This is a genomic window from Streptomyces sp. NPDC085932, assembly GCF_044540525.1.
Lineage (GTDB): Bacteria > Actinomycetota > Actinomycetes > Streptomycetales > Streptomycetaceae > Streptomyces > Streptomyces levis.
Window position 1 is genome coordinate 1855777 of sequence record NZ_JBITSJ010000001.1, and the last position, 20866, is coordinate 1876642.

Annotated in this window: 22 protein-coding genes and 1 pseudogene; 18 read left to right on the forward strand and 5 right to left on the reverse strand. The window is 73.9% G+C overall.

The features are described 5' to 3' along the window. Positions 1-20 precede the first annotated feature (20 nt). Both ccrA and ACIGAQ_RS07925 read left to right on the forward strand, forming a co-directional pair. A complete protein-coding gene (ccrA, locus tag ACIGAQ_RS07920; RefSeq protein WP_399780015.1) occupies positions 21-1250 on the forward strand; it encodes a crotonyl-CoA carboxylase/reductase in 1230 nt (409 codons plus the stop codon). Positions 1251-1319: 69 nt separating this feature from the next. Beyond that, on the forward strand, positions 1320-1514 hold the full coding sequence (locus ACIGAQ_RS07925; RefSeq protein WP_362285616.1) for an antitoxin: 195 nt from the start codon (positions 1320-1322) through the stop codon (positions 1512-1514). Positions 1515-1573: 59 nt separating this feature from the next. On the opposite strand, the gene ACIGAQ_RS07930 is transcribed toward ACIGAQ_RS07925, so the two are convergent. The 3 genes from ACIGAQ_RS07930 to ACIGAQ_RS07940 form a co-directional block, all read right to left on the reverse strand. Next, the gene (locus ACIGAQ_RS07930; protein ID WP_399780018.1) at positions 1574-2260 is read right to left on the reverse strand and encodes an enterobactin synthetase; all 687 of its coding nucleotides are present in this window, start codon (positions 2258-2260) and stop codon (positions 1574-1576) included. A gap of 517 nt (positions 2261-2777) precedes the next feature. Continuing rightward, entirely contained in the window at positions 2778-4262 is a 1485-nt protein-coding gene (locus ACIGAQ_RS07935; RefSeq protein WP_362285622.1) for an AMP-binding protein, read from the reverse strand. Further along, on the reverse strand, positions 4262-4510 hold the full coding sequence (locus tag ACIGAQ_RS07940; RefSeq protein ID WP_362285625.1) for an acyl carrier protein: 249 nt from the start codon (positions 4508-4510) through the stop codon (positions 4262-4264). Before ACIGAQ_RS07940 ends, ACIGAQ_RS07935 begins: the two co-directional genes overlap by 1 nt. Positions 4511-4890: 380 nt before the next feature. On the opposite strand from ACIGAQ_RS07940, the gene paaA reads away from it, so the two are divergent. The 9 genes from paaA (at position 4891) to ACIGAQ_RS07985 (ending at position 12509) form a co-directional block, all read left to right on the forward strand. After that, on the forward strand, positions 4891-5913 hold the full coding sequence (gene paaA, locus ACIGAQ_RS07945) for a 1,2-phenylacetyl-CoA epoxidase subunit PaaA (protein WP_399780712.1): 1023 nt from the start codon (positions 4891-4893) through the stop codon (positions 5911-5913). Further along, positions 5910-6221 carry a 1,2-phenylacetyl-CoA epoxidase subunit PaaB gene (gene paaB / locus ACIGAQ_RS07950; RefSeq protein ID WP_085572033.1) on the forward strand — a complete coding sequence of 104 codons (312 nt, stop codon included), beginning with the start codon at positions 5910-5912 and terminating at the stop codon, positions 6219-6221. Before paaA ends, paaB begins: the two co-directional genes overlap by 4 nt. Positions 6222-6231: 10 nt before the next feature. Next, the gene (gene paaC, locus ACIGAQ_RS07955) at positions 6232-7023 is read left to right on the forward strand and encodes a 1,2-phenylacetyl-CoA epoxidase subunit PaaC (protein WP_399780715.1); all 792 of its coding nucleotides are present in this window, start codon (positions 6232-6234) and stop codon (positions 7021-7023) included. Continuing rightward, complete coding sequence (gene paaD, locus ACIGAQ_RS07960; RefSeq protein WP_399780718.1) at positions 7017-7532, forward strand: 1,2-phenylacetyl-CoA epoxidase subunit PaaD; 516 nt, start codon at positions 7017-7019, stop codon at positions 7530-7532. The genes paaC and paaD overlap by 7 nt, the downstream gene beginning before the upstream one ends. A gap of 8 nt (positions 7533-7540) precedes the next feature. Beyond that, entirely contained in the window at positions 7541-8671 is a 1131-nt protein-coding gene (locus ACIGAQ_RS07965) for a 2Fe-2S iron-sulfur cluster-binding protein (protein ID WP_399780023.1), read from the forward strand. A gap of 93 nt (positions 8672-8764) precedes the next feature. Beyond that, on the forward strand, positions 8765-9541 hold the full coding sequence (locus ACIGAQ_RS07970) for an SDR family oxidoreductase (protein WP_399780026.1): 777 nt from the start codon (positions 8765-8767) through the stop codon (positions 9539-9541). 25 nt (positions 9542-9566) lie between these two features. Then, positions 9567-10415, forward strand: coding sequence for a tryptophan 2,3-dioxygenase family protein (locus ACIGAQ_RS07975; RefSeq protein ID WP_311685988.1), 849 nt, complete (start codon positions 9567-9569; stop codon positions 10413-10415). Beyond that, positions 10405-11253 (forward strand): alpha/beta hydrolase family protein, encoded by an 849-nt coding sequence (locus tag ACIGAQ_RS07980; protein ID WP_399780029.1) that lies wholly within the window; start codon positions 10405-10407, stop codon positions 11251-11253. Before ACIGAQ_RS07975 ends, ACIGAQ_RS07980 begins: the two co-directional genes overlap by 11 nt. Then, positions 11250-12509 (forward strand): kynureninase, encoded by a 1260-nt coding sequence (locus ACIGAQ_RS07985; RefSeq protein ID WP_399780032.1) that lies wholly within the window; start codon positions 11250-11252, stop codon positions 12507-12509. The genes ACIGAQ_RS07980 and ACIGAQ_RS07985 overlap by 4 nt, the downstream gene beginning before the upstream one ends. A 27-nt stretch (positions 12510-12536) precedes the next feature. On the opposite strand, the gene ACIGAQ_RS07990 is transcribed toward ACIGAQ_RS07985, so the two are convergent. Beyond that, the gene (locus tag ACIGAQ_RS07990; protein ID WP_311685982.1) at positions 12537-13094 is read right to left on the reverse strand and encodes a TetR/AcrR family transcriptional regulator; all 558 of its coding nucleotides are present in this window, start codon (positions 13092-13094) and stop codon (positions 12537-12539) included. A gap of 116 nt (positions 13095-13210) precedes the next feature. Between ACIGAQ_RS07990 and ACIGAQ_RS07995 the strand changes: the two genes are divergently transcribed. After that, on the forward strand, positions 13211-14221 hold the full coding sequence (locus ACIGAQ_RS07995; RefSeq protein ID WP_399780036.1) for an NADP-dependent oxidoreductase: 1011 nt from the start codon (positions 13211-13213) through the stop codon (positions 14219-14221). A 91-nt stretch (positions 14222-14312) separates the two neighbouring features. Next, positions 14313-14828: a DinB family protein gene (locus ACIGAQ_RS08000; RefSeq protein ID WP_311685978.1), complete on the forward strand. Its 516-nt coding sequence runs from the start codon at positions 14313-14315 to the stop codon at positions 14826-14828. 10 nt (positions 14829-14838) lie between these two features. On the opposite strand, the gene ACIGAQ_RS08005 is transcribed toward ACIGAQ_RS08000, so the two are convergent. Next, positions 14839-16038, reverse strand: a complete 1200-nt coding sequence (locus ACIGAQ_RS08005; RefSeq protein WP_399780040.1) for a hypothetical protein — start codon at positions 16036-16038, stop codon at positions 14839-14841. An 85-nt stretch (positions 16039-16123) separates the two neighbouring features. Between ACIGAQ_RS08005 and ACIGAQ_RS08010 the strand changes: the two genes are divergently transcribed. The 5 genes and pseudogenes from ACIGAQ_RS08010 to amiA all read left to right on the forward strand — a co-directional run bounded on the left by ACIGAQ_RS08010 (position 16124) and on the right by amiA (position 20784). Continuing rightward, entirely contained in the window at positions 16124-17101 is a 978-nt protein-coding gene (locus tag ACIGAQ_RS08010) for an ABC transporter substrate-binding protein (RefSeq protein WP_399780043.1), read from the forward strand. A gap of 257 nt (positions 17102-17358) precedes the next feature. After that, positions 17359-18357 (forward strand): annotated as a pseudogene (locus ACIGAQ_RS08015) (FecCD family ABC transporter permease); the annotation flags it as partial. A 407-nt stretch (positions 18358-18764) separates the two neighbouring features. Continuing rightward, positions 18765-19772 carry a FecCD family ABC transporter permease gene (locus ACIGAQ_RS08020; RefSeq protein WP_399780046.1) on the forward strand — a complete coding sequence of 336 codons (1008 nt, stop codon included), beginning with the start codon at positions 18765-18767 and terminating at the stop codon, positions 19770-19772. A 20-nt stretch (positions 19773-19792) separates the two neighbouring features. After that, the gene (locus tag ACIGAQ_RS08025; RefSeq protein WP_399780049.1) at positions 19793-20614 is read left to right on the forward strand and encodes an ABC transporter ATP-binding protein; all 822 of its coding nucleotides are present in this window, start codon (positions 19793-19795) and stop codon (positions 20612-20614) included. Positions 20615-20670: 56 nt separating this feature from the next. After that, complete coding sequence (amiA, locus tag ACIGAQ_RS08030) at positions 20671-20784, forward strand: streptamidine family RiPP (protein WP_241270818.1); 114 nt, start codon at positions 20671-20673, stop codon at positions 20782-20784. The last annotated feature ends 82 nt before the right edge of the window (positions 20785-20866 follow it).

The window sequence follows — 20866 nt, forward strand, 5'->3', positions numbered from 1 at the left end:
CCGCGTCGAGGAGAACCAGCGTGAGTGCGACCCAGGACCTCTACGAACTCGGCGACGCGCCCGAGATCGGCACCGCCCCGAAGAAGATGTACGCCTCGCTCATCCGCCGTGAGCGCTACGGACAGCCCGTCGACGCCTTCCGCACCGAGGTGGTCGACGTCCCGCCCGTGGGGCGCGGCCAGGTCCTGGTGAAGGTGATGGCGGCCGGCATCAACTACAACAACGTCTGGGCGGCGCTCGGTTCGCCGCTCGACGTGATCGCCGCCCGGCAGAAGGCCGGCGCCACCGAGGACTTCCACATCGGCGGCTCCGACCTGTCCGGGATCGTGTGGGCGGTCGGCGAGGACGTGCGCGGTGTGAAGCTCGGCGACGAGGTCGTCGTCCTCGCCAACCGCTGGGACGAGAAGGCCGAGGACATCCGCCTCGGCGGCGACCCCACGTGGTCCGGCAGCCAGCGGGTGTGGGGCTACGAGGAGAATTACGGCTCCTTCGCGCAGTTCGCGGTCGTCGACGACTACATGCTCCACCCCAAGCCCGCCCGGCTGTCCTGGGCGGAGGCCGCCTGCTACATGGCGACCGCCGCCACCGCCTACCGCCAGCTCTTCGGCTGGCCGCCGCACACGGTGCGCCCGGGTGACCCGGTGCTGATCTGGGGTGGCGCCGGCGGTCTCGGCTGCATCGCCATCCAGCTGGTCCGGCACGTCGGCGGCATCCCCGTCGCCGTCGTCTCCAGCGAGGAACGCGGCGAGTTCTGCCTCAAGCTGGGCGCCGAGGGCTTCATCGACCGGCGGCGGTTCGACCACTGGGGGCGGCTGCCGGACACCTCCGACGAGGCGGCGATGGGCCGCTGGCTGTCCGGGGCCCGGGCTTTCGGGCGGGCCTTCTGGGACGTGCTGGGCGAGCGCCGCAGCCCGCGCATCGTGCTGGAGCACTCCGGCGCCGACACCATCCCCACGTCCCTGTACCTGTGCGACAACGGCGGCATGGTCGTCCTGTGCGGCGGCACCACCGGCTACAACGGCGACGTCGATCTGCGCTTCCTGTGGATGCGCCAGAAGCGCCTCCAGGGCTCGCACGTCGCCACCGCCCGTGAGGCACGCGAGGTGACCCGGCTGATCGACCAGGGAATCATCGATCCTTGCCTGTCCAGGACCTTCGGTTTCGACGAGATCGGCCTCGCCCACCAGCTCATCCACGACAATCGGCACCCGGCGGGGAACATGGCCGCACGTGTGGGCGATCTGGGGTGATTCGTCCGCGGCCTGAGGGGTACCTGCGGCGAGGTACACGATGCACGCGCACCTCCCGGAGGTACCCCCATGGGCAAGCTGGGCGACATGATGAACAAGGCCAAGCAGATGGCCAAGGGCCACCCCGACCAGGCGGACAAGGGCGTCTCGGGCGCCGAGCGCATGGTCGACGAGCGCACGGGCAACAAGTACGACGCCAGGACCGACAAGGCGGCCGACGCCGTCCGGCGTTCCTACCGGGACGGCGGCCCCCAGGGGCACTGACCCGAAACCCTTCCGCCCCCGGTGCGTCACACGCACCGGGGGCGGACACGTCTCCCGGGTCAGACCCGGCCGACGACGTAGCTGAACACGCCTGCGCCGACCCGCACGACCCGCACCCGCACGGCGCGGGCGGGCTCGGCGCGCCGGCAGACGCGCAGGTCCCGCTCGCAGGGCGTCGCCAGCAGATCCCGCAGGCCGGCCGCCCCCTCGGCCCCGCGCCCGACTGCGGCGACGGCGAGGGCCTTCCACGCGGCTTCCTTCGCGGAGAACAGCTCCGTCACCGACCACCCGGCGCGCGCGCCCGGTGGCACTCCGTCGTCCCCGCACTCCCCGGCGTCGAGCAGCCACTCCTCGTCGGCGCGCAGGACCAGGCGGGACGCGGCGCGGGGGAGGGGCCGCAGTTCCAGGTCGCAGCCGAGCGGCAGGTCCCGGCCGGGGGCGCGGGCCACGGCGACGGCGATCCCGGCACTGTGCGAGATCGACGCGGCCCGTCCCGGCGGGAACACCGGCAGGCGCCCCGCCCGGGGGATCTCACCGCAGTCCAGCCCCACCGCGCGCAGGGCCCGCCGGGCGGCCCGCCGGCCGGCCAGGAACTCCAGCCGCCGCCTCGACGGCATCGACGCCGCGGCAGCGGCCTCGGCGGGCCCGGCCGGCTCCGCACCCGGTTCCCAAACGGCCGCGACGCCGAGCCCGAGCCCGACGGCAGCCAGGACCGGCCGCAGCGCCTCCCCACCATCACCCTCCACCGGGACCCCGACGCCCCGCCCCACCGAGACCCGCTCTCCAGCACCCTGGACCGGCAAAGCGGGCTTCCCGGGGTCCCGGGTGGTCCGTGCGGTTCCCACCCCGGTATGGGCAGGCGTCGGGGGCTGCTCGTGGTCTCGGATGGTCCGCATGAGTTCTTCACCGTCGTGGGCCGGTCGTGCAGGCTGCGCGTGCTCTCGGGCGGTCCGCTGGGGCTCGTCGTCGCCGTGGGGCGGCTGTGTGGGCTGTTTGCGGCCTTCGGCGGTACGGGCGGATTCCATGCCGCCCGGGGCCGGCCTCGCGGGCTTCCCGTCGTCCCGGGCTGTCCACGCCGGCTCTTCACCGGCTGGGGCGGGGCACGCCGGCTCGGGGGCGGTCCGGTCGGCTCGCATCGGTTCCGCAGCGGTACGGTCGGCCCGCACCGGCCCCGCAGCGGGCCGGGCCGGCCGCGACGGAGGTGTCGTGGCCGGCCCGGGACGTGTGGGGCGTTCGATCATCGCCGTTCGCCGTCGCACGCGCTCACACCCGCAGCAGCTTCTTGATGATCTTCCCGGCGGGATTGCGCGGCACCTGCTCGATGAACTCCACCCGCCGCGGCCGCTTGTACGGCGCGAGCAGCCCCGCGACATGCGCGAGCAGCTCCGCGGTGCCCGGCTCCGCGCCCGCCTCCAGGGCGACGTACGCGAGCGGCACCTCGCCGTAGTCCTCGTCGGGCATGCCCACCACCGCCGCGTCCCGGACCGCCGGGTGGGTCATCAGGGCGCGTTCGATCTCCGAGGGGTAGACGTTCTGGCCCGCTCGGATGATCACGTCCTTGGTGCGGTCGACCAGGCTGATGCGGCCCTCCTCGTCCATGAAGCCGAGATCGCCCGTCCTGATCCAGCCGTCGCGGGTGATCTCGCGGGTGGCCTCCGGGTCGTTCCAGTAGCCCTGCATGACGCCCGGTCCGCGCACCACGATCTCACCGATCTCGCCGGGCGGCAGTTCCCGCCCGGTCTCGTCCACGGCTCGGGCGGACATGCCCGGCACGACCCGCCCGCACGGGATGCGCGCGGCGACGTCCCCGGGCGCGGGGTGCTCGTCGGGGCCGAGCGTGACGAACGGGCCGCCCACCTCGGTCATGCCGTACACCTGCCGGAAGCCGCACCCGAGCCGTTCGACCGCGTCGGCGTACACGTCGAGCGGCATCGGGGCGGCCCCGTACAGGACCTCCCGCAGGGAGGACAGGTCGGTGTGCCGGGACGCCTTCGCCTGGAGCATGAAGCGCAGCATCTGCGGCACCAGCCACATGTGCGTGGCGCGGTGCCGCTCCACTGCGGACAGGGCCCGCTGCGGGGTGAACCCGGGCATCAGCACGACCGTCGCGCCGGCCGCCAGGTAGGTGAGGGACACGACCATGCTGCCGTGGTACAGCGGGCAGCAGTTCACCATGACGATGTCGTCGGTGGGGCGGGCCAGCACCAGCCAGCCGAGGGCGATCGCGCGGAACGACGCGCTGTCGACCGTGACTCCCTTGGCCTGCCCGGTGGTCGCCGAGGTGTGCAGCACCGCGATCGGGTCCGTGTCGGCGACGTCCGGCAGCTCCCGCTCGGCGGCCAGCGTGCCCAGCGCCGCGAACGCGGGCTTGTCGAAGGCCACCCGGACGCGCACCGAGTCCGGCAGGTCGACGTGCCGGTCCAGCAGTTCGGACTCGCCGAGGACGGCCACCGCGCCGACGCGTTCGACGATCCCGGCGACCTCGGGCTCGGCCAGGCTGTGGTTCAGCGGCACGAACAGCGCGCCGAGCCGGGCCAGCGCGAAGTAGCTCTCCAGGACCTCGATCCGGTCCTTGGACAGCACGGCCACCCGGTCACCGCGCTCGATACCCAACTCTGCCAGCCCGTACGCCAGTTGCAGCGTACGGTCGTGCAGTTCGGCCCAGGTGACGCTGCGCTCCTCGTCCACCAGCGCGGTCCGGCCGGGACGGCACTGGCGGTTGCGTTCCAGCAGCTGCGTCAGCCACATCACGCACCGCCGCTCGCGCCGGCGCCCGCGCGCTCGGCCACGAAACGCTCGTAGTCGCCGATCGTGTGCAGCTCCTCCATGTCCTCGGCGGTGATCTCGACGCCGAGGCGCTGCTCGACCAGGAGGACGAGGCGCACCAGGTCCCCGGAGTCGATGCCGCTGGCGGCCAGGTCGGCGTCGTCGCCGATCCGGTCGGCGTACTCGGCCGTGCCGGTGAGTTCGACCAGCAACTCCCTGATGGTGCTCATGGTTTCCCCTTTCGCCTCGGCGTGCCGGCCGCCGCGGTCTACGACTGTCACCCCCTCAAGAGGCGGCAGCGCCCGGGCGCACTCCCCGGGCCGTCCCGTGAGCTTTGTCACGCGAGGGAACCTCACGCGGCGGGGATAGCCGGGCCACGGGCCCGGCCTCTTACCGCAACGAAGCAACCCGCTCCGCCCGGCGTCCCGCGCGGGCGGTTCCCAGCCGAAGGAGTGATGCGCGTGCCCAGGCAGCCGGTACGGGTCCGGGTCCCGGGACGGTGCCCGCAGCACGGCACCGCCGCGACGGTCACCGGACGCCCGGGCGGTGCCCGGTGACCGCGTCGACCCCCACCGCCGCGGACGGCACCGCCCCCGTGGACAACCCGACCATGGCGGACGGCACCGCCACGGCGGACGGCACCGCCGCCGCGGGCGAGGACGAACTGCTCGCCCACTTCGACGCCCTCATCGCCGACGGCGAGACGATCGAACCGCGCGACTGGATGCCCGACGGCTACCGCCGCATGCTGGTCCGTCAGATCGCCCAGCACGCCCACTCCGAGATCATCGGCATGCAGCCCGAGGGTGCCTGGCTCACCCGCGCCCCGTCGCTGCACCGCAAGTCGGTCCTGCTCGCCAAGGTGCAGGACGAGGCGGGCCACGGCCTGTACCTGTACTCCGCGGCCGAGACGCTCGGCGTGGACCGCGCCGACCTGCTGGACGCCCTGCACCACGGCCGCCAGCGCGCCTCGGCCACCTTCAACCATCCCGCGCTGACCTGGGCGGACACCGGAGCCATCGCCTGGCTGACGGACGGCGCCGCCGTCATCAACCAGGCCCCCTTGTGCCGCACCTCCTACGGGCCCTACGCGCGGGCGATGCGCCGCGTCTGCCAGGAGGAGGCCTTCCACGTGCGGCAGGGCTACGACCTGATGCGCGCCCTGTGCGAGGGGACCCCGGAGCAGAAGCAGATGGCGCAGGACGCGGTGAACCGCTGGTGGCTGCCGGCGGTGGCGCTGATGTTCGGACCGCCCGACACCGAGGCGGGCGGCGCCGACGCGCGGACCGCCGCGCTGGGAGCGGCGGTCTCCCGCCGCGCGATGGCCTGGGGCATCAAACGCCACACCAACGACGAGCTGCGCCAGCGCTTCGTCGACACCTGCGTCCCACAGGCCGAGCGCCTCGGTCTGACGCTGCCCGACCCGGCGATCCGCTGGAACGAGGAGCGCGGCCACTACGACTTCACGCCCGTCGACTGGGACACCTACCGCACGGCCCTGGGCGACGACACCCACTGGGCGCGGCAGCGCATCGCGAACCGGCTGGCCGCGCACGAGGACGGCGCCTGGGTCAGGGAGGCCGCCGTCGCGTACGCCGCGAGGACGGACCAGCCGCGGGGAGCGGCCGCGTGAGCGCGGCACGGGAGGGCGCGCCGGCGTCCTGGGAGGTGTTCCTGCGGGCCCGCAGGGGCCTGGCCCACCAGCACGTCGGTTCGGTGCGCGCCGCCGGTCCGGACGCGGCCCTGGCCGCCGCCCGTGACCTGTACACGCGCCGGGGTGAACCCCTGTCGCTGTGGGTGGTCCGCTCCGACGCCGTGCACACGGCCTCCCCGGACGAACGCGACCCGTACTTCGCCGGCGCCCGCCACAAGCCGTACCGCTACCCCGAGCACTACGCGCCGCTGACCGAGAAAGGCCCCGAAGGTGAGCACCACGAGTGAGGTCGCGGCGGTGCGTCCCGGCACCCTGCCGGACGAACCGCCGTCCGCCGCCGACCCCGACCTGGCCCGGCACCTGCTGCGCCTCGGCGACGACGCCCTCGTCCTGGGGCAGCGGCTGTGCCAGTGGATCACCCGCGCACCGACCATCGACGAGGACCTGGCCCTGTCCGGCATCGCCCTCGATCTCATCGGCCACGCCCGCGTGCTGCTCACCCGGGCCGGCCGCCTCGACGGAACCGGCCGCACCGAGGACGACCTCGCCTTCGGGCGCACGGAGCGCGAGTTCGCCAACGCCCTGCTGACCGAACTCCCCAACGGGGACTTCGCCGTGACCGTGGCCCGGCAACTCGCCTACACCCACTACGCCGTCCTCCACTACGAGGCTCTCGCGCACTGCGCCGACCCCGAACTCGCCGCGTTCGGCGCCCGGGCCACCAAGGAGGTGGCCTTCCACCGGCTGCACGCCGACCGCTGGACGGTGACGCTGGGGCGCGGCACCGCCGAGAGCGCGCGCCGGATGCGTCTCGCCCTGGAGCGGGTCTGGCCGTACACCGGCGAACTCTTCGAGGAGGACGACGTCCTGCGCCGCCTGGCCGCGTCCGGCACCGTGCCCTCACCGGCTCCCCTGCGCGCCCCGTGGCTCGGGCGGGTCACCGAGGTCGTCACGGAGGCGGGACTCGCCGTGCCCACTCCCACCTGGTCGGCCACCGGCGGCCGCTCGGGTCTGCACACCGAGGAGTTCGGGCCGCTGCTCGCCGAACTGCAGTCGGTGCGGCGGCAGTTCCCCGGAGGCACCTGGTGACCGGGCCCGCACCGGTCACGGCCCGCCTCTCGGCCGAGGAGGTGCGCGAGCGGGTGGCCGCGCTCCCGGACCCGGAACTGCCGGTGATCGGCCTCGGTGACCTCGGCGTGGTGGGCTCCGTCGCGCCCGGCGCGGACGGCGTGCTGGAGGTGGAGATCACGCCCACCTACCTGGGCTGCCCGGCGCTGCCCGAGATCACCGCAGCGGTGCGGGAGGTCCTGACCGCCTGCGGCCACCCCGACGGCCGCGTCCGGCACGTCCTCTCCCCTCCTTGGACGACGGACCGCATCACGGCCGAAGGGCGGCGCGCACTGGCCGCGCACGGCATCGCCCCACCCGTGACCCCGGCCCCCGGGAGCCCGGTCCCCGTCGCGCTGGGTGCCGTGCCCTGCCCGCACTGCGGCTCACGGGCCACCCGGCCGCACAGCGCCTTCGGGCCGTCCCGCTGTCAGTCGGTGCTGTGGTGCACGGCCTGCCGCGAGCCCTTCCCCCACCTGACCGCGCTGTGAGGCACTCCGTGAACACCACCCCGCCCGCCCTCCTCGACGAGGCACCGGCCGGCCCGCCCCGACGCACCGGCTGGCACCCGCTCGACGTCACCGAGGTCCGTCACCTGACCGCCGACACGGTCGCCGTCACCCTGCGCGTGCCCACCGCACTGCGCGACGTCTTCGCCCACCACCCCGGCCGGCACGTCGTCGTCCGGCACCGCGCGGCCGGTACCGAACTGCGCCGCAGCTACTCGATCTGCCCGCCACCGCACACACCCACGGCACTCCGCCTGGTGATCAAACGGTCCGGACCCGGCGGCTTCGGCGAACACGCCACGACCCGCCTCGCACCGGGCGCCCGTCTCGAAGTCTCCCCGCCCACCGGCAGCTTCGCCCTGCCACGGCTGCCGGGCGCCCATCACGTCCTCCTCGCGGGCGGCACCGGCATCACCCCCCTCGCGCCGATGGCCGCCCACGCGCTGCGCCGCGACCCCGCCTGCCGCGTCAGTCTCGTCCACTCGGTCCGCACCTCCGCCGACGCCGTGCTGGCCGATGAACTGGCCGAGGTCAAGGACGAGTTCGTCGACCGCTTCACCGTCCTGTACGTGCTGACCCGGGAGGACCGGGGGAGCGGGAGCGGTCCGCTCGCCCGGCGCCTGGACGCGTCCGGGGTACGCCGGGTGCTGGCGGCCGTGGGCGCCCGGCCGGGCCCGGACACCACGTTCGCCCTGTGCGGACCGCCCGGCCTCGTCGCCACCGCGCGGCAGGTCCTGGCCGGCCTGGGAGCCGAACCCTCCCTCATCCGCTGGGAGTTGTTCACCGCCGACGGCACGCGGCCACGGGCGCCCGAGCCGACCGGCGGGGCACCGGGAGCGGGGGAGCACCGGGTCACCGCCCTGCTCGACGGGCGCCGCCGGGCCGCCACCGTCCTGCCGCACGACCCGGTCCTGCTCGACGCACTGCTGCGCAGCCACCCCGACGTGCCGTACGCCTGCCGGGAGGGCGTGTGCGGCAGCTGCCGCGCGAAGGTCCTGTCCGGAGAGGTGACGGCGGACCGCCAGCACGCCCTGGACGAACGGGACCGCGCCGCCGGCTACACGCTGGTCTGCCGCGCCAGACCCCGCACCCCCGAGGTCACCCTCGACTTCGACGCCTGACCCGCCCCCCTGCCCGAGCCCCCCTCGGCCTCGGCACCCGGCCGGCACCGCCCGATCCGCACGCCACGCCACCCCTCAGCGAAGGAGACCCACATGACCGCCACCGCCCGCCACGCCGGGAAGACCGCACTGGTCACCGGAGGCAGCCGGGGCATCGGCAGAGCCATCAGCCACCGCCTCGCCCGCGAGGGCGCCCTCGTGGCGGTCCACTACGGCCATGACCTGACGGCGGCCGAGCGGACCGTCAAGGAGATCCAGGCCGAGGGCGGCCGCGCCTTCCCCGTACACGCCGAACTCGGCGTTCCCGGCGACGCCGACACCCTGTGGTCCGCCTTCGACGAGGCCCTGGCGGAGCAGGACGCCCCGGCGGGCCTGGACATCCTCGTGAACAACGCGGGCATCACCGTCCCCCGCCCGATCGCCCAGGTGACCGAGGCGGACTACGACCGCGTCTTCGCCATCAACACCAAGGCGCCGTTCTTCATCATCCAGCGCGGCCTCGACCGCCTGCGGGACGGGGGCAGGATCGTCAACATCTCCTCCGTCGCGACCCGCGTCGCCTTCCCGGCGATCGTCTCCTACACCATGACCAAGGCCGCCCTGGACTACCTCACCCTCTCCCTGGCCCAGGAGCTGGGCCCGAGGGGCATCACCGTCAACGCCGTCGCGCCCGGCTACACCGAGACCGAGATCAACCCGACCCTCGCCGTCCCGGAGATCCGCCGCCGCTACTCCGAGGCCTCGACGTTCGGCCGGCTCGGCGCCCCGGTGGACATCGCGGACGTCGTCTCCTTCGTCGCGAGCGACGACGCCCGCTGGGTGACCGGCCAGTGGATCGACGCCTCCGGCGGCGCCCACCTCGGTGTGTGACCCGTCCGCACCCCTAGGAGATGTGATGAACGACCGCACGACCACCCTCGACGGGCCGGCGGTGGACGACGCCCTGACCCGGCCCTTCGAGGGCGCGAGTCCCTACGACACGTACGTGCACGCGTCCGTCCTCAACTCGCTGCAGCACCCGCTCACCGAGGCCCCCGACGAGATGGGGTTCCTCGTCACCACCCAGGTGATGGAGCTGTGGTTCACCCTGATCGTGCACGAGTGGCGCACGGCCAAGGTGGCCTTCGCCAAGGACGACCTGCCCGCGGCCATGGACGCGCTGGTGCGCAGCCGCCGTGCGCTGACCGCCCTGGGCGCCGCGTGGGCGCCCATCGCCGCCCTGACCCCGGCCCAGTTCAACGGGTTCCGGGCCGCGTTCGGCCGGGCCTCGGGCTTCCAGTCGGCGATGTACCGGCACATGGAGTTCCTCCTCGGCGACAAGTCCGCCCGGCTGCTGCGCGCCCACCGCGGCGACCCGGCCGTCCACGAGGCGCTCGCCGAGACCTACCGCGAACCGTCCCTCTACGACGAGGTGCTGGCCCACCTCCACCGCCAGGGCCTGCCCGTCCCGCGCCACGTCCGCGAACGGGACGTGACCAGCCCGTACGACAGCGACCCCGGCGTCGTGGAGACCTGGCGGCACGTCTACGCCGGGCCGCAGCACCATCCGCACGTCGCCCTGGGCGAACTGCTCACCGACATCGCCGAACTCGTCACCCGCTGGCGCTTCGACCACGTCCTGGTGGTCCGCCGTGCCATGGGAGCCAAGCCGGGCAGCGCCGGATCCGCCGGGCTGGCCTGGCTGGAACAGCGCGCGGCCCGGCCGGTCTTCCCCGAACTGTGGGAGGTGCGCGGTGACGTCTAGGACCATCTCCGCCTTCGCGGCCGAGGAGGAGCAGCGGGTCCTGAGCCTGAAGCCGGTCCTGGCACCGGTGCACGGCCGCTACGGGGACCACCCCCACCACTCCTACGACGCCTGGCCGTCCGAGGACCCCGGCGCGCCGCTGGTGATCCTGCTGCACGGCGGCTACTGGCGCTACGACCGGATGCACCTGACCCCCTTCGCGGCCTGGCTCTCCTCGCAGGGCTTCAGCGTGCTGCTCCCGGGCTTCCGCCGGTCCGGCGGCGCGGGCGGCTACCCCGAGACCTTCGACGACATCGCCCGCATCGTCGACACACTGCCCGAGGGCCGGCCCTACGTCCTGGCCGGCCACTGCTCCGGCGGACACCTGGCCCTGTGGTGCGCCGCCCGGGGCCTGCTGCCGCCCGGCTCCCGCTGGCACACCCGCACCCTGCCGACGAGCGTGCTCGCCCTCGCTCCGATCACCGACCTCACCGCCACCCGCCGCGACCGCCTCAGCAACGACGCCGCCCTGCAACTCCTCGGCGGCGAGGAACAGTTCACCGAGCGTCTGGCCGAGGTCGACCCCCTCACCCTGCTGCGCGACGCCGGGACCACCGGCGTCCCCACCGTGCTGCTGCACGGCGCCGCCGACGAGGAGGTCCCGCTCACCCAGTTCAGCGACTACGCGGCCGTGCACCGGGACCTCAGGACGGTCGTCCTGTCCGGCACCGGCCACTACACCCTCATCGAACCCGGAGCCCCCGGCGCCCGCGCGGTCGCCGACACCCTCCGGGACATGGCGGCCGCCTTCACCCCGGCGGACGCCGGCCCCGCGGGCGAGGAGGCCGCACACCGATGACCACCGCACTCTCCGCAGCCGCCGCCCTGCACGAGCAGGCGGCACAGCTCGACGGCGACGACGCCCTGGCCGGCCTCCGCGCCCGCTTCCTGCTCCCGCCGGACGTCGTGTACCTCGACGGCAACTCCCTGGGACCGCTGCCCGCCGCCGTGCCGGCGGCCCTGGACGACGTCGTACGGCGCCAGTGGGCCACCGGACTCATCGGCTCCTGGAACGGGGCCGGCTGGTGGGAGGCACCCCTGCGCGTGGGCGACGCCATCGGCAGGCTCATCGGGGCCGAGCCGGGGCAGACGATCGCGGGCGACTCCACCAGCGTGCAACTGTTCACCGCCCTCGACGCCGCCGCCGCGCTCCGCCCGGACCGCCCCCTGCTGGTCACCGACCCCGGGCACTTCCCGACCGACCGCTACCTCGCCGAGTCCGTCGCCCGCCGCCGCGACCTGGAGCTACGGCACGTACCCCCGGCGGACCTCCCGCGTTTCCTCGCCGCCGAGGGCGAACGGGTCGCCGTCGTCAGCTACTCGCCCGTCGACTTCCGCACCGGCGAGCTGTACGACATGCGGGCGCTGACCCGCGCCGCCCACGACGCCGGGGCCCTCGTGCTGTGGGACCTGTGCCACGCCGCCGGCGCCCTGCCCCTGGACGTCGACGCCCTCGGCGTGGACCTGGCGGTGGGCTGCGGCTACAAGTTCCTCTCCGGCGGCCCCGGCGCCCCCGCCTTCCTCTACGTGGCCCGGCGCCACCACGACGGGCTGGAGACGCCGTTGCCCGGCTGGACCGGCCACGCGGACCCGTTCGGCCTGTCCCGGACGTACACGCCCGCCCCCGGCATCGCCCGCGCCCGCATCGGCACTCCGCCGATCCTGTCCCTGCTCGCCCTCGAAGCGGCCCTCACCGCCTTCGACGGCGTCGACCTGAGCCGGGTCCGCGCCAAGAGCCTGTCCCTGACGGGCTTCTTCCTGCGCTGCGCGGACGAGCTTCTGACCCCCCTGGGCTTCAGCAGTGTCACCCCGGCCGACCCCGGCCGCCGCGGCAGCCAGGTCACCCTGCGCCACGCCCACGCCCGTGGCCTGGCCGTCGCCCTCGCGGAGCGCGGTGTCATCGCCGACATGCGCGCGCCCGACCTCCTCCGCTTCGGCGTCAACGCCCTCTTCACCAGCCACCGGGACATGCTCACCGCCGCGTCGCGCCTGCACGACCTCACCCGGGAGGCCGCCTACGATCCCGCACCGCCCACGGAGGGTCCGGTGACCTGAACGGCGCGCCGCCGGGCGGGTCCTGCCTCAGCCGCTCCCCTCGTCCGTCAGAAGCGCGGTCGCGACCACGCCGAAGAGGCGATCGGCGCGCGGCGCGAGGGAGGGTTGGTCGCCGAGCCAGGCCAGCATGGCGACCAGCGCGAACAGGTCGGCCCCGTCGAGATCACCGCGCGCCACGCCCGCGGCCTGGGCGCGCGTGAGGAGCCGCGCCCCGGCCGCGCGCAGGGTGACGCACGAGGCGTGGAGCGCGGACCCGGTGTCCTCGATGGCGGCTGCCATCAGCACGGTCACCCCCCGGTACTCGGTCGTCCACGCGACGCAGTCGCGGAGCCATGCGACGAGAGCGTCCCCCGGCGCGTCGGATGACTCCAACTCCTCTGCTCTGGCCGTCAGTTCGTCGAAGCCGGTGCGGAGCAGCGCGTCGAGCAGGGCCTCGCGCGTCGGGAAGTGCCGCAGCAGCGTGGCCAGGCCGACGTCCGCCCTGCGGGCGATGTCGCGCAGGGACACTTCGACGCCCTGTGCGCTGATCGCGGCGCCCGCCACGGCGAGCAGATGGTCGCGGTTCTTCCTGGCGTCGGCGCGCATCCGTACCCGTCCCTCTTGCTATCCGGATCAGTGGTCCATATATTCGGATCAGTGATCCGATTTTCCGGATCGCTGATCCGCTTCAGCGTATCCCGTGACGGGGGGCAGGAGAGACGATGCCGACAGACACGATGAGGGCGGTCCGGCTCCATGAGTACGGCGGCCCCGAGGTCCTGCGTTTCGAACAGGTGCCGATTCCCCGGCCGGGGCCGGGCGAAGTGCTCGTACGGGTGCACGCCGCCGGCGTCAATCCCCCGGACTGGTACCTGCGCGACGGGCTGACCACGATGCCCGGCCAGACGGAGTCGACGGTCACGCTGCCGGCGATCCCGGGGACGGACGTATCGGGTGTCGTGGAAGCCGTCGCCCCGGACGTGGAGGGCTTCGACGTGGGGGACGAGGTCTTCGGACTGCTGCGCTTCCCGAGCTTCGACGGCAGCGCCTACGCCGAGTACGTGGCAGCGCCCGCGTCGGACCTCGCCCGCAAGCCGGCCGGTGTCGACCACGTGCACGCCGCCGGTGCCCCCATGGCCGGGCTGACGGCGTGGCAGTTCCTGATCGAGGTCGGGCACGACCACCCGTCGCCCTTCCAGGAGGCGCGCCATCGCCCCGCGGCACTGGACAAGGACACGACGGTGCTCGTCAACGGCGCCGCCGGCGGAGTGGGGCACTTCGCGGTACAGCTGGCCAAGTGGAAGGGCGCACACGTCGTCGCGGTGGCGTCCGGGGCGCACGCGTCCTTCCTGGGCGGACTGGGCGCCGACCGTTTCATCGACTACACCAGGGACCGTCCCGAGGAACTCGTGCGCGACGTCGACGTCGTACTCGACACGGTCGGCGGCCCGGGCAGCAGGGCCCTGCTGCGCACGCTCAAGCGGGGTGGCTCCCACTTCCCCGTGTTCCCCGGCGAGTTCGACGCCGCGGAGATCGCGAGGCGGGGCGTCACGGTGTCCAGCGCCCAGGTCCGCTCGAACGGCGCGCAGCTCGCCGAACTGGGCAGCCTGCTCGAAGCGGGCACGGTACGCGTCGGCATCGACAGCACCTTCCCCCTCGCCGACGCACGCGCGGCACACGAACGCGCCGCCCGGGGACACCTCCAGGGCAAAATCGTCCTCACGGTCACGTGAGACCGCAGCGCATGTGCCCGGGACCGGGCGGTCGAGGTGCTGCCGATCAATTCCGTCGACACCCGGGGGAACCCGCGGGACACTCCTCGCGATGACGCGACGAACCGACACGCCTCCCACGTGGGACGAGCGTACGCAGCTGATGACCTTCCTGGACTACGCCCGTGACACCGCGCGAGCCAAGTGCGAGGGCGTGTCCGCCGAGGACGCCCGCAAGGCCCCGATCCCGAGTTCACCCCTGATGACGCTGAGCGGGCTGATCAGTCATCTGCGGTGGGTGGAGCACTACTGGTTCCAAGTCGTGTTCCTGGGCGAGGAGCTCGCCGGGCCGCTCGCCGAGGCGACCGACGACGATCCCGATCCCGAGATGCGCACGGCGGTCGACGTCCCGTTGCCGCACCTGCTCGCCGCGTACGAGGAGCAGAGCGCCCGCTACCGCCGCCTGGTGTCGGACCACGACCTGGACGCCGAGGCCGCGCGCGCCATCAGCGACGGCCGCCACGTCGACCTGCGGTGGGTGATCCTCCACCTGATCGAGGAGACGTCCCGCCACAACGGTCACCTCGATGTCGTGCGCGAACTCGTCGACGGACGCACCGGCGTGTGAGCCGTCCCGGTCATCGCCCCACCGGATCACCCTCGGCACCGTCGTCCCGGCAGCGCAGCGCCAGATGGCCGCCGTGCCGCAGCGCTGTGTCGAGCCGCAGACGGGCCGCCTCCTGCCCGCTCTCCGCGTCGACGAGGTGCACCTCGCCGTGACCGCCCCGGGTGACGGCGACCCAGTCGGAGCCCGGTGAGGCGGCCACCGCACGGCGCTGGACGCCCTCCCAGGGTGTGCCGCCGCGACACGGAGCGCCGTCCATGGCCGGCAGGGGCAGGCGGCGAACGGTGTCGTCCGCGGCCAGCAGGACGAGTTCGTCGCCGTCGGGGTGGACCCGGGTGAAGGCCGTGTGGCGCCGGGTGAAGGCCAGCCGGAAGACCAGTCCGGGACCGAGTTCCGTGCGGTGCGTGCGGCCCGTCCCCAGGTCGTGGCGCCAGGCGTGGTTGGTCCACTCCGGCCACCGCAGCGGGTCCGGGTCTCCGCCGCGCAGCGTGCTCCACAGCGCAGGTCGGCGGGTGTCGAGCCGGAGGTACCAGCCCCGGGCGGGCTCTCCCCACGGAATGGCCGCCTCCGCCACGAGTGCGTCGCCCTTCCTCCGGGCCCGGTGCACACCCTCGCCGGTGGCCGCGAACACGAGTCCCGCGCCGGGCGCCTGCGCATCCCCGTGGCCGTCGTCCGGCAGCGGCAGGAGCGCCTGAGGCGTGACCGGAGGGCAGCCGGGCGGAGCCGCGAGAAGGTCGGCGAACCGGTGGACGGCCAGGGCGCCGGGTTCCCGGTGCCGCAGCACGACCAGCGGGTCGCCGCCGCCCAGCACCGTCACGCCCGGTTCACCGACGCGCGCCCGGACCCGCGCGACCTCTCCGCTGTCCAGATCCACGGCCGTGAGCAGGTCCGACCACGGTTCGCCGTTCCGGCCCAGGCCGGTGGTCACGACGAGCCGGCGACCGGACGGATCGCAGGCGAGGTGCTCGGCCGGCACGGCGACCGGCACCGCGCGTTCGACGAACTCCTCGCCACCGGGGTCGAGGACCAGCAGCTCTCCACGACGGTCGTCGACGCAGGCCACCCGTCCTCCGGGCAGGGCCAGGAACCCTGCGTGCTCGGAGAGGTGACGGCCGGTGAGACGGGCGAGGACGCCGCCGTCCGGCACGGTCAGCGCGTGGACGGATCCCTCCACGTGGTCGGAGACGAGCAGAACGGGTGGGTCAGCGGGCATGAGGTCCTCCGGAAAACGGGATGATGAAAACGATTATCATGTATGTTCGGTGCGTTCCCGGTACCTGAAAGAAGCGAGGGCATCGATGCTGGGCTCACCGTCGAGATTCGTCCGCAGCTGGCTCACCGCAGTGGCGGTGGGTTCGCTCCTGGTCGGCTGCGGCTCGTCCGCGGAAGAACCCGCGGGTGATGAGGCCAAGCCCGCGGCGAAGACGGACGTGACCGTCGAACCCATCAAGGCGTCGAAGGAGTTGACCGACACCAACGGCGTCAAGGTCTCCCTGAAGAAGCAACCCGAGCGGATCGTCTGCCTGTTCGCCCTGTGCGACGACATCCTGACCGAACTGGGCCTCGTGCCGACGGCCACCAACAGCACGTTGCTCGCCCACCCGGACTTCCTCGGGGAGAAGAAGGCCAACGAGGTCGACGTCATCCCCGGCGGCTTCATCGCCCCGGAGGTGGAGGCGATCCTGTCCCACAAACCCGATCTGGTGATCGGCCTGGGAGACACCCACGGCAAGCTCGCCCCGGCGCTCGAGGGCGCCACCACCTTCTGGGCCATGCAGCCCGAGACGTGGGAGGACAGCGTGGGGTACCTGCGCGACGTCGCCGCGCTCACCGGGCGCACCGCCGAGGGGGAGAAGGCGGAGAGGACCTTCCGGACGAAGCTCGCCGAGGCCGAGAAGACCCCGAGTGACAAGACCGCGCTCATCATCTACGGCAGCGACGAGAACTTCGGCGTCGCGACCCCCGAAGGCGACGTGGCCGCCAGCCTGTTCCCCAAGATCGCGGACTACCCGTGGAAGTCGCGTGGTGTGGAGGGCAGTTACAGCCTCGAAGAGATCCTGGCCCAGGGCGTCGACGTGCTGTTCGTCGAGACGATGAGCTTCGGCGACGCGGACGGCAAGCTGTCCGGGAAGCTCGCCGGGAACCCGCTCTGGAGCAAGATCCCGGCAGTGAGGAGCGGTGACGTCCACGAGGTGAACCCAGAGGTGTGGGCCAAGGGGCGCGGCACCCGTTCGCTGGGCATCGTCCTCGACGAGGCCACGGCCGCGCTGCGGTGAGGCGGCGCACGGAGCGCCCGGGGGCCCTTCCACCGTCCGCCGCGACCGACGGCACCATGGCGGACGACACGGCGGCCGCCGGCGCGGAGGCGGACGGCACCGCGGCCGATGGCACCGCGGCCGATGGCACCGCGGCCGATGGCACCGTGGCGGACGGCATCGCGGCGGTCGGCACCACGGCCGATGGCCGGCGGCCCCCGCGCGGTGCCCGCAGGGGGCAACCGCTGCTCGTGGCCGTACTCCTGGCCGTCTCCTCGGTGTGCGCGCTCAGCCTCGGCACCCCCTACGTCCCCCCGCACCGGCTGGTCGCCGCCGTGCTGGAGGGGGACACCACCCTGGCCGGGATCGTCGTGAGCGAACTGCGCGTCCCCCGCCTGTTGCTGGCGCTCGTCGCCGGAGCCTGTCTGGGGGCGGCCGGACTGGTGCTCCAGGAGGCACTGCGCAACCCGCTGGCGGTACCGGAGATGTTGGGCGTGTCGTCCGGGGCCGCGCTCGGGGTGGCCGCGCCGCTGGTACTTGCCCTCTCGCTGCCCGCCGCCGTCCAGCCGCTGCTGGCCATCGGCGGGGCCGTGCTCGGCGGCGGGCTCACGCTGCTCGTCGCCGGGTTCGGCCGCAGCCCGTCCGCCGTGCTCCTGACCGGCGCGGCGGTGGCGGCGGCGTTGCAGGCGGCGCTGCTCGTGCTGATGGTGATGGCCGACCAGCTCGACCTTCAGCTCATCTACCGCTACCTGCTCGGCTCCCTGTCCGCCCGGACCTGGGACGACGTGCAAGGCCTGTGGCCGTGGCTGCTCGTCGCGGTGCCCGCGCTCGTGCTGTGCGCGCCGGTGCTGTCGGTGCTGCGGCTGGGGGACGAGGACGCCGAGGCGCTGGGTGTGCGCGCCCACCGCGCCCGCCTGGCCGCGCTGGCCATCGCCGTGGTGCTGATCGCCCCGGTGACGGCCGTGTGCGGGCCCGTCGCATGGGTGGGTTTCCTCGCCCCGCACCTGAGCCGATGGTTCGCCCCCGCGGCAGGGGCCGTGCGCTGGCTTCCCTGGTCCGCGGCCTGGGGAGCCGTCACGGTCGTGGCCGCCGACGTCCCGGCCCGGCTGGCTCTCGCACCCGTGGAGACACCGGCGGGCGCCTGGACGGCCCTGTTGGGGGTGCCGGCCGGTGTCGCGCTGATGCGATCGTCCGGCCGGCGCCGACCGGCCCGGCGCGGACCGACCGCGCCGACGGCGTCAGCCGCGCCGACGGCGTCAGCCGCACCGACTGCGCGGGCTGTGTCGACTGTGCCGACCGCGTCAATCGGGTCAGGCGCGTCGACCGGGTCAGCCGTGCCGACCGCGTCAACTGGGTCAGCCGCGCCGACCGCGACAGCCGGGTCAGCCGCGTCAACCGGGTCAGCCGCGTCAACCGGGTCAGCCGCGCCGACCGCGACAGCCGGGTCAGCCGCGTCAACCGGGTCAGCCGTGCCGACCGCGTCGACCCCGCCGACTACGCCAACTACGCCAACCCCGCCGTCCACAGTGCGCGCTCCGCTGCCCGGGCCCCGGGAGACGACGCCTCCCCGTGCGGCGGACGAAGTGCCGCGCGCCGGAACGTCGCGGCACGCTCCCACCAGCGATCCCGGGCCCGGCGAACCACCCTCGTCCCCGCGCGGGACCAGCACGACGGAGGACGCACGGTGACCCGGCGTTTCACCCTTCTCGCGGTCCTGGCCGTCGTGTGCGCCGCGGTGGAGGTGGCGGCCGGACGCGGCATGTCCCCCGGAGTGGTCTGGGACGTCCTCAACGGCGGCGGCGACGCGACGGAACGCCACATCCTGTTCCAACTGCGCCTGCCCAGACTCCTGGTGGCCCTCTGCGCCGGCGCCTGCCTGGCCGTGGCCGGGCTGGTCCTGCAGTCCGCCCTGCGCAACCCCCTGGCCGGGCCGGAGGTGACGGGCGTGACCCCGGGCGCCGTGCTCGGCGCCGTCACCGCGACCGCCCTGGGACTCGCCGGATGGGACTCACCCCTGGCCGTGGTCCTCGCCGCGTGCGCGGGCGGATGCGGCGGAGCGGCGCTGCTGTGGCTGCTGGCGGGCCGCGGCCGCGGTGATCCCGCGCAGACGGCCGTGCACGGGGTGCTGGTCTCGGCGGTGCTCGGCGGGCTCACCGCCATGGTGCTCCTCGTGGAGCCCGGTGAACTCGGCAGCGTCGTGCAGTGGCTGGTGGGCACCACGGAGGGCCGGGTGTGGCAGCACTGGCACCTGCTGTGGCCGTGGGCGCTCGTCTGGGGAGCCGCCGCCTGGCTGCTGGCCGGACCGCTGACCCTGCTGCGCTGCGGGGACGACATCGCCCTCGCGGCGGGCCTGGCCGCGCACCGGGCCCGGACCCTGGCCCTGCTGTGCGCGGTGGCCCTGACCGCCGGCGCGGTGGCCGCCGTGGGGGCGCTGGGCTTCGTCGGGCTGCTCGTCCCGCACCTGGCCGTGGCCGTCTTCGGCGCGGATCTGCGCAGGAGCCTTCCCGGCGCCGCCCTGACGGGCGCGGTGGTGGTGTGCGGCGCCGACGCGGCCGCGCAGCTGTCCTCGCGGCTGCTGGCGGCGGTGCTGGACTCGGGGCGGCTCACACTGCCGGTCGGGGCGCTGACCGCCTGCCTGGGCGCCGCGCTGCTGCTGGTCGTCGTGCGCCGCACACCGGGCCGTACGTTCTGAAGTCGACTTAAGGACAGAGCATGACCGAGTCCGTAGGGATCCACGTGGAGAAGGTCCACTTCGGCTACCCCGGACGGCCCGTACTGCGCGGCGTCGACCTGACCGTCCGCCCGGGTGAACTGACCGCCCTCATCGGCCTGAACGGCTGCGGCAAGTCGACCCTGCTGCGACTGGCCGCCGGGCTGCTGCGGCCCGACGAGGGGCGCGTCCTGCTCGGCGGGGACGACCTCGCGCGGCTCTCCCGGCGCGGGACGGCCCGCAGGGTGGCCCTGCTCCACCAGTCCGCCCCGGCCGTACCCGGCATGACGGTGCGTCACCTCGTCCGTCAGGGGCGGTACGCGGCACGAGGCCCGTTGGGCATGCTGCGGGAGGGCGACGACCCCGTGGTGCACCGGGCGTTGCGGGACGTCGGGGTGGAGGACTGGGCCGACCGCGACGTCGACGCGCTGTCCGGGGGTGAGCGGCAACGCGTCCGGCTCGCGATGGCGCTCGCCCAGGACACGCGCGTCCTGCTGCTGGACGAGCCGACCACCTACCTCGATCTGCACCACCAGCTCGACGTGCTGCAGACCGTGGTCCGCCTGCGTGCGGAACGCGGGCTCACCGTGGTGATGGTGCTGCACGACCTGGCTCACGCCGCCCGGTTCGCCGAACGCATCGTCGCCCTGCGCGACGGCCGGGTGGTGGCCGACGGGCCTCCGCGGGAGGTCGTGACGCCGCGGTTGCTCGCGGACGTGCTGAAGGTGGCGGGCCGGGTCGGCCGGGATCCGGAAGGGGGGTGGCCCGTGTGTTACCCAGATCACCCTCTGATCGCTCTTGAATATGAAAATCAGATTCATTAGGTTGGGATCAGGCGCTCAACCGAACGCCGCATCTCCCGCCTGATGAAGGAGAGTTCATGGACAACGAGCAGGTCTTCGCACCGATCGCCGACCCGGGGCAGCTGGCGCACGACTCGGCCTCCCACTCCAACGCGCTCGTGGAGAACCCCTTCGAGGACACCGAGGAGTAAGCCGGGGCCTCACCGTCCCAGACCGTGGGCCCGCCCGATGCCTTCCGGGCGGGCCCACCCCCGTCCCAGGTCCCGCCCCAGG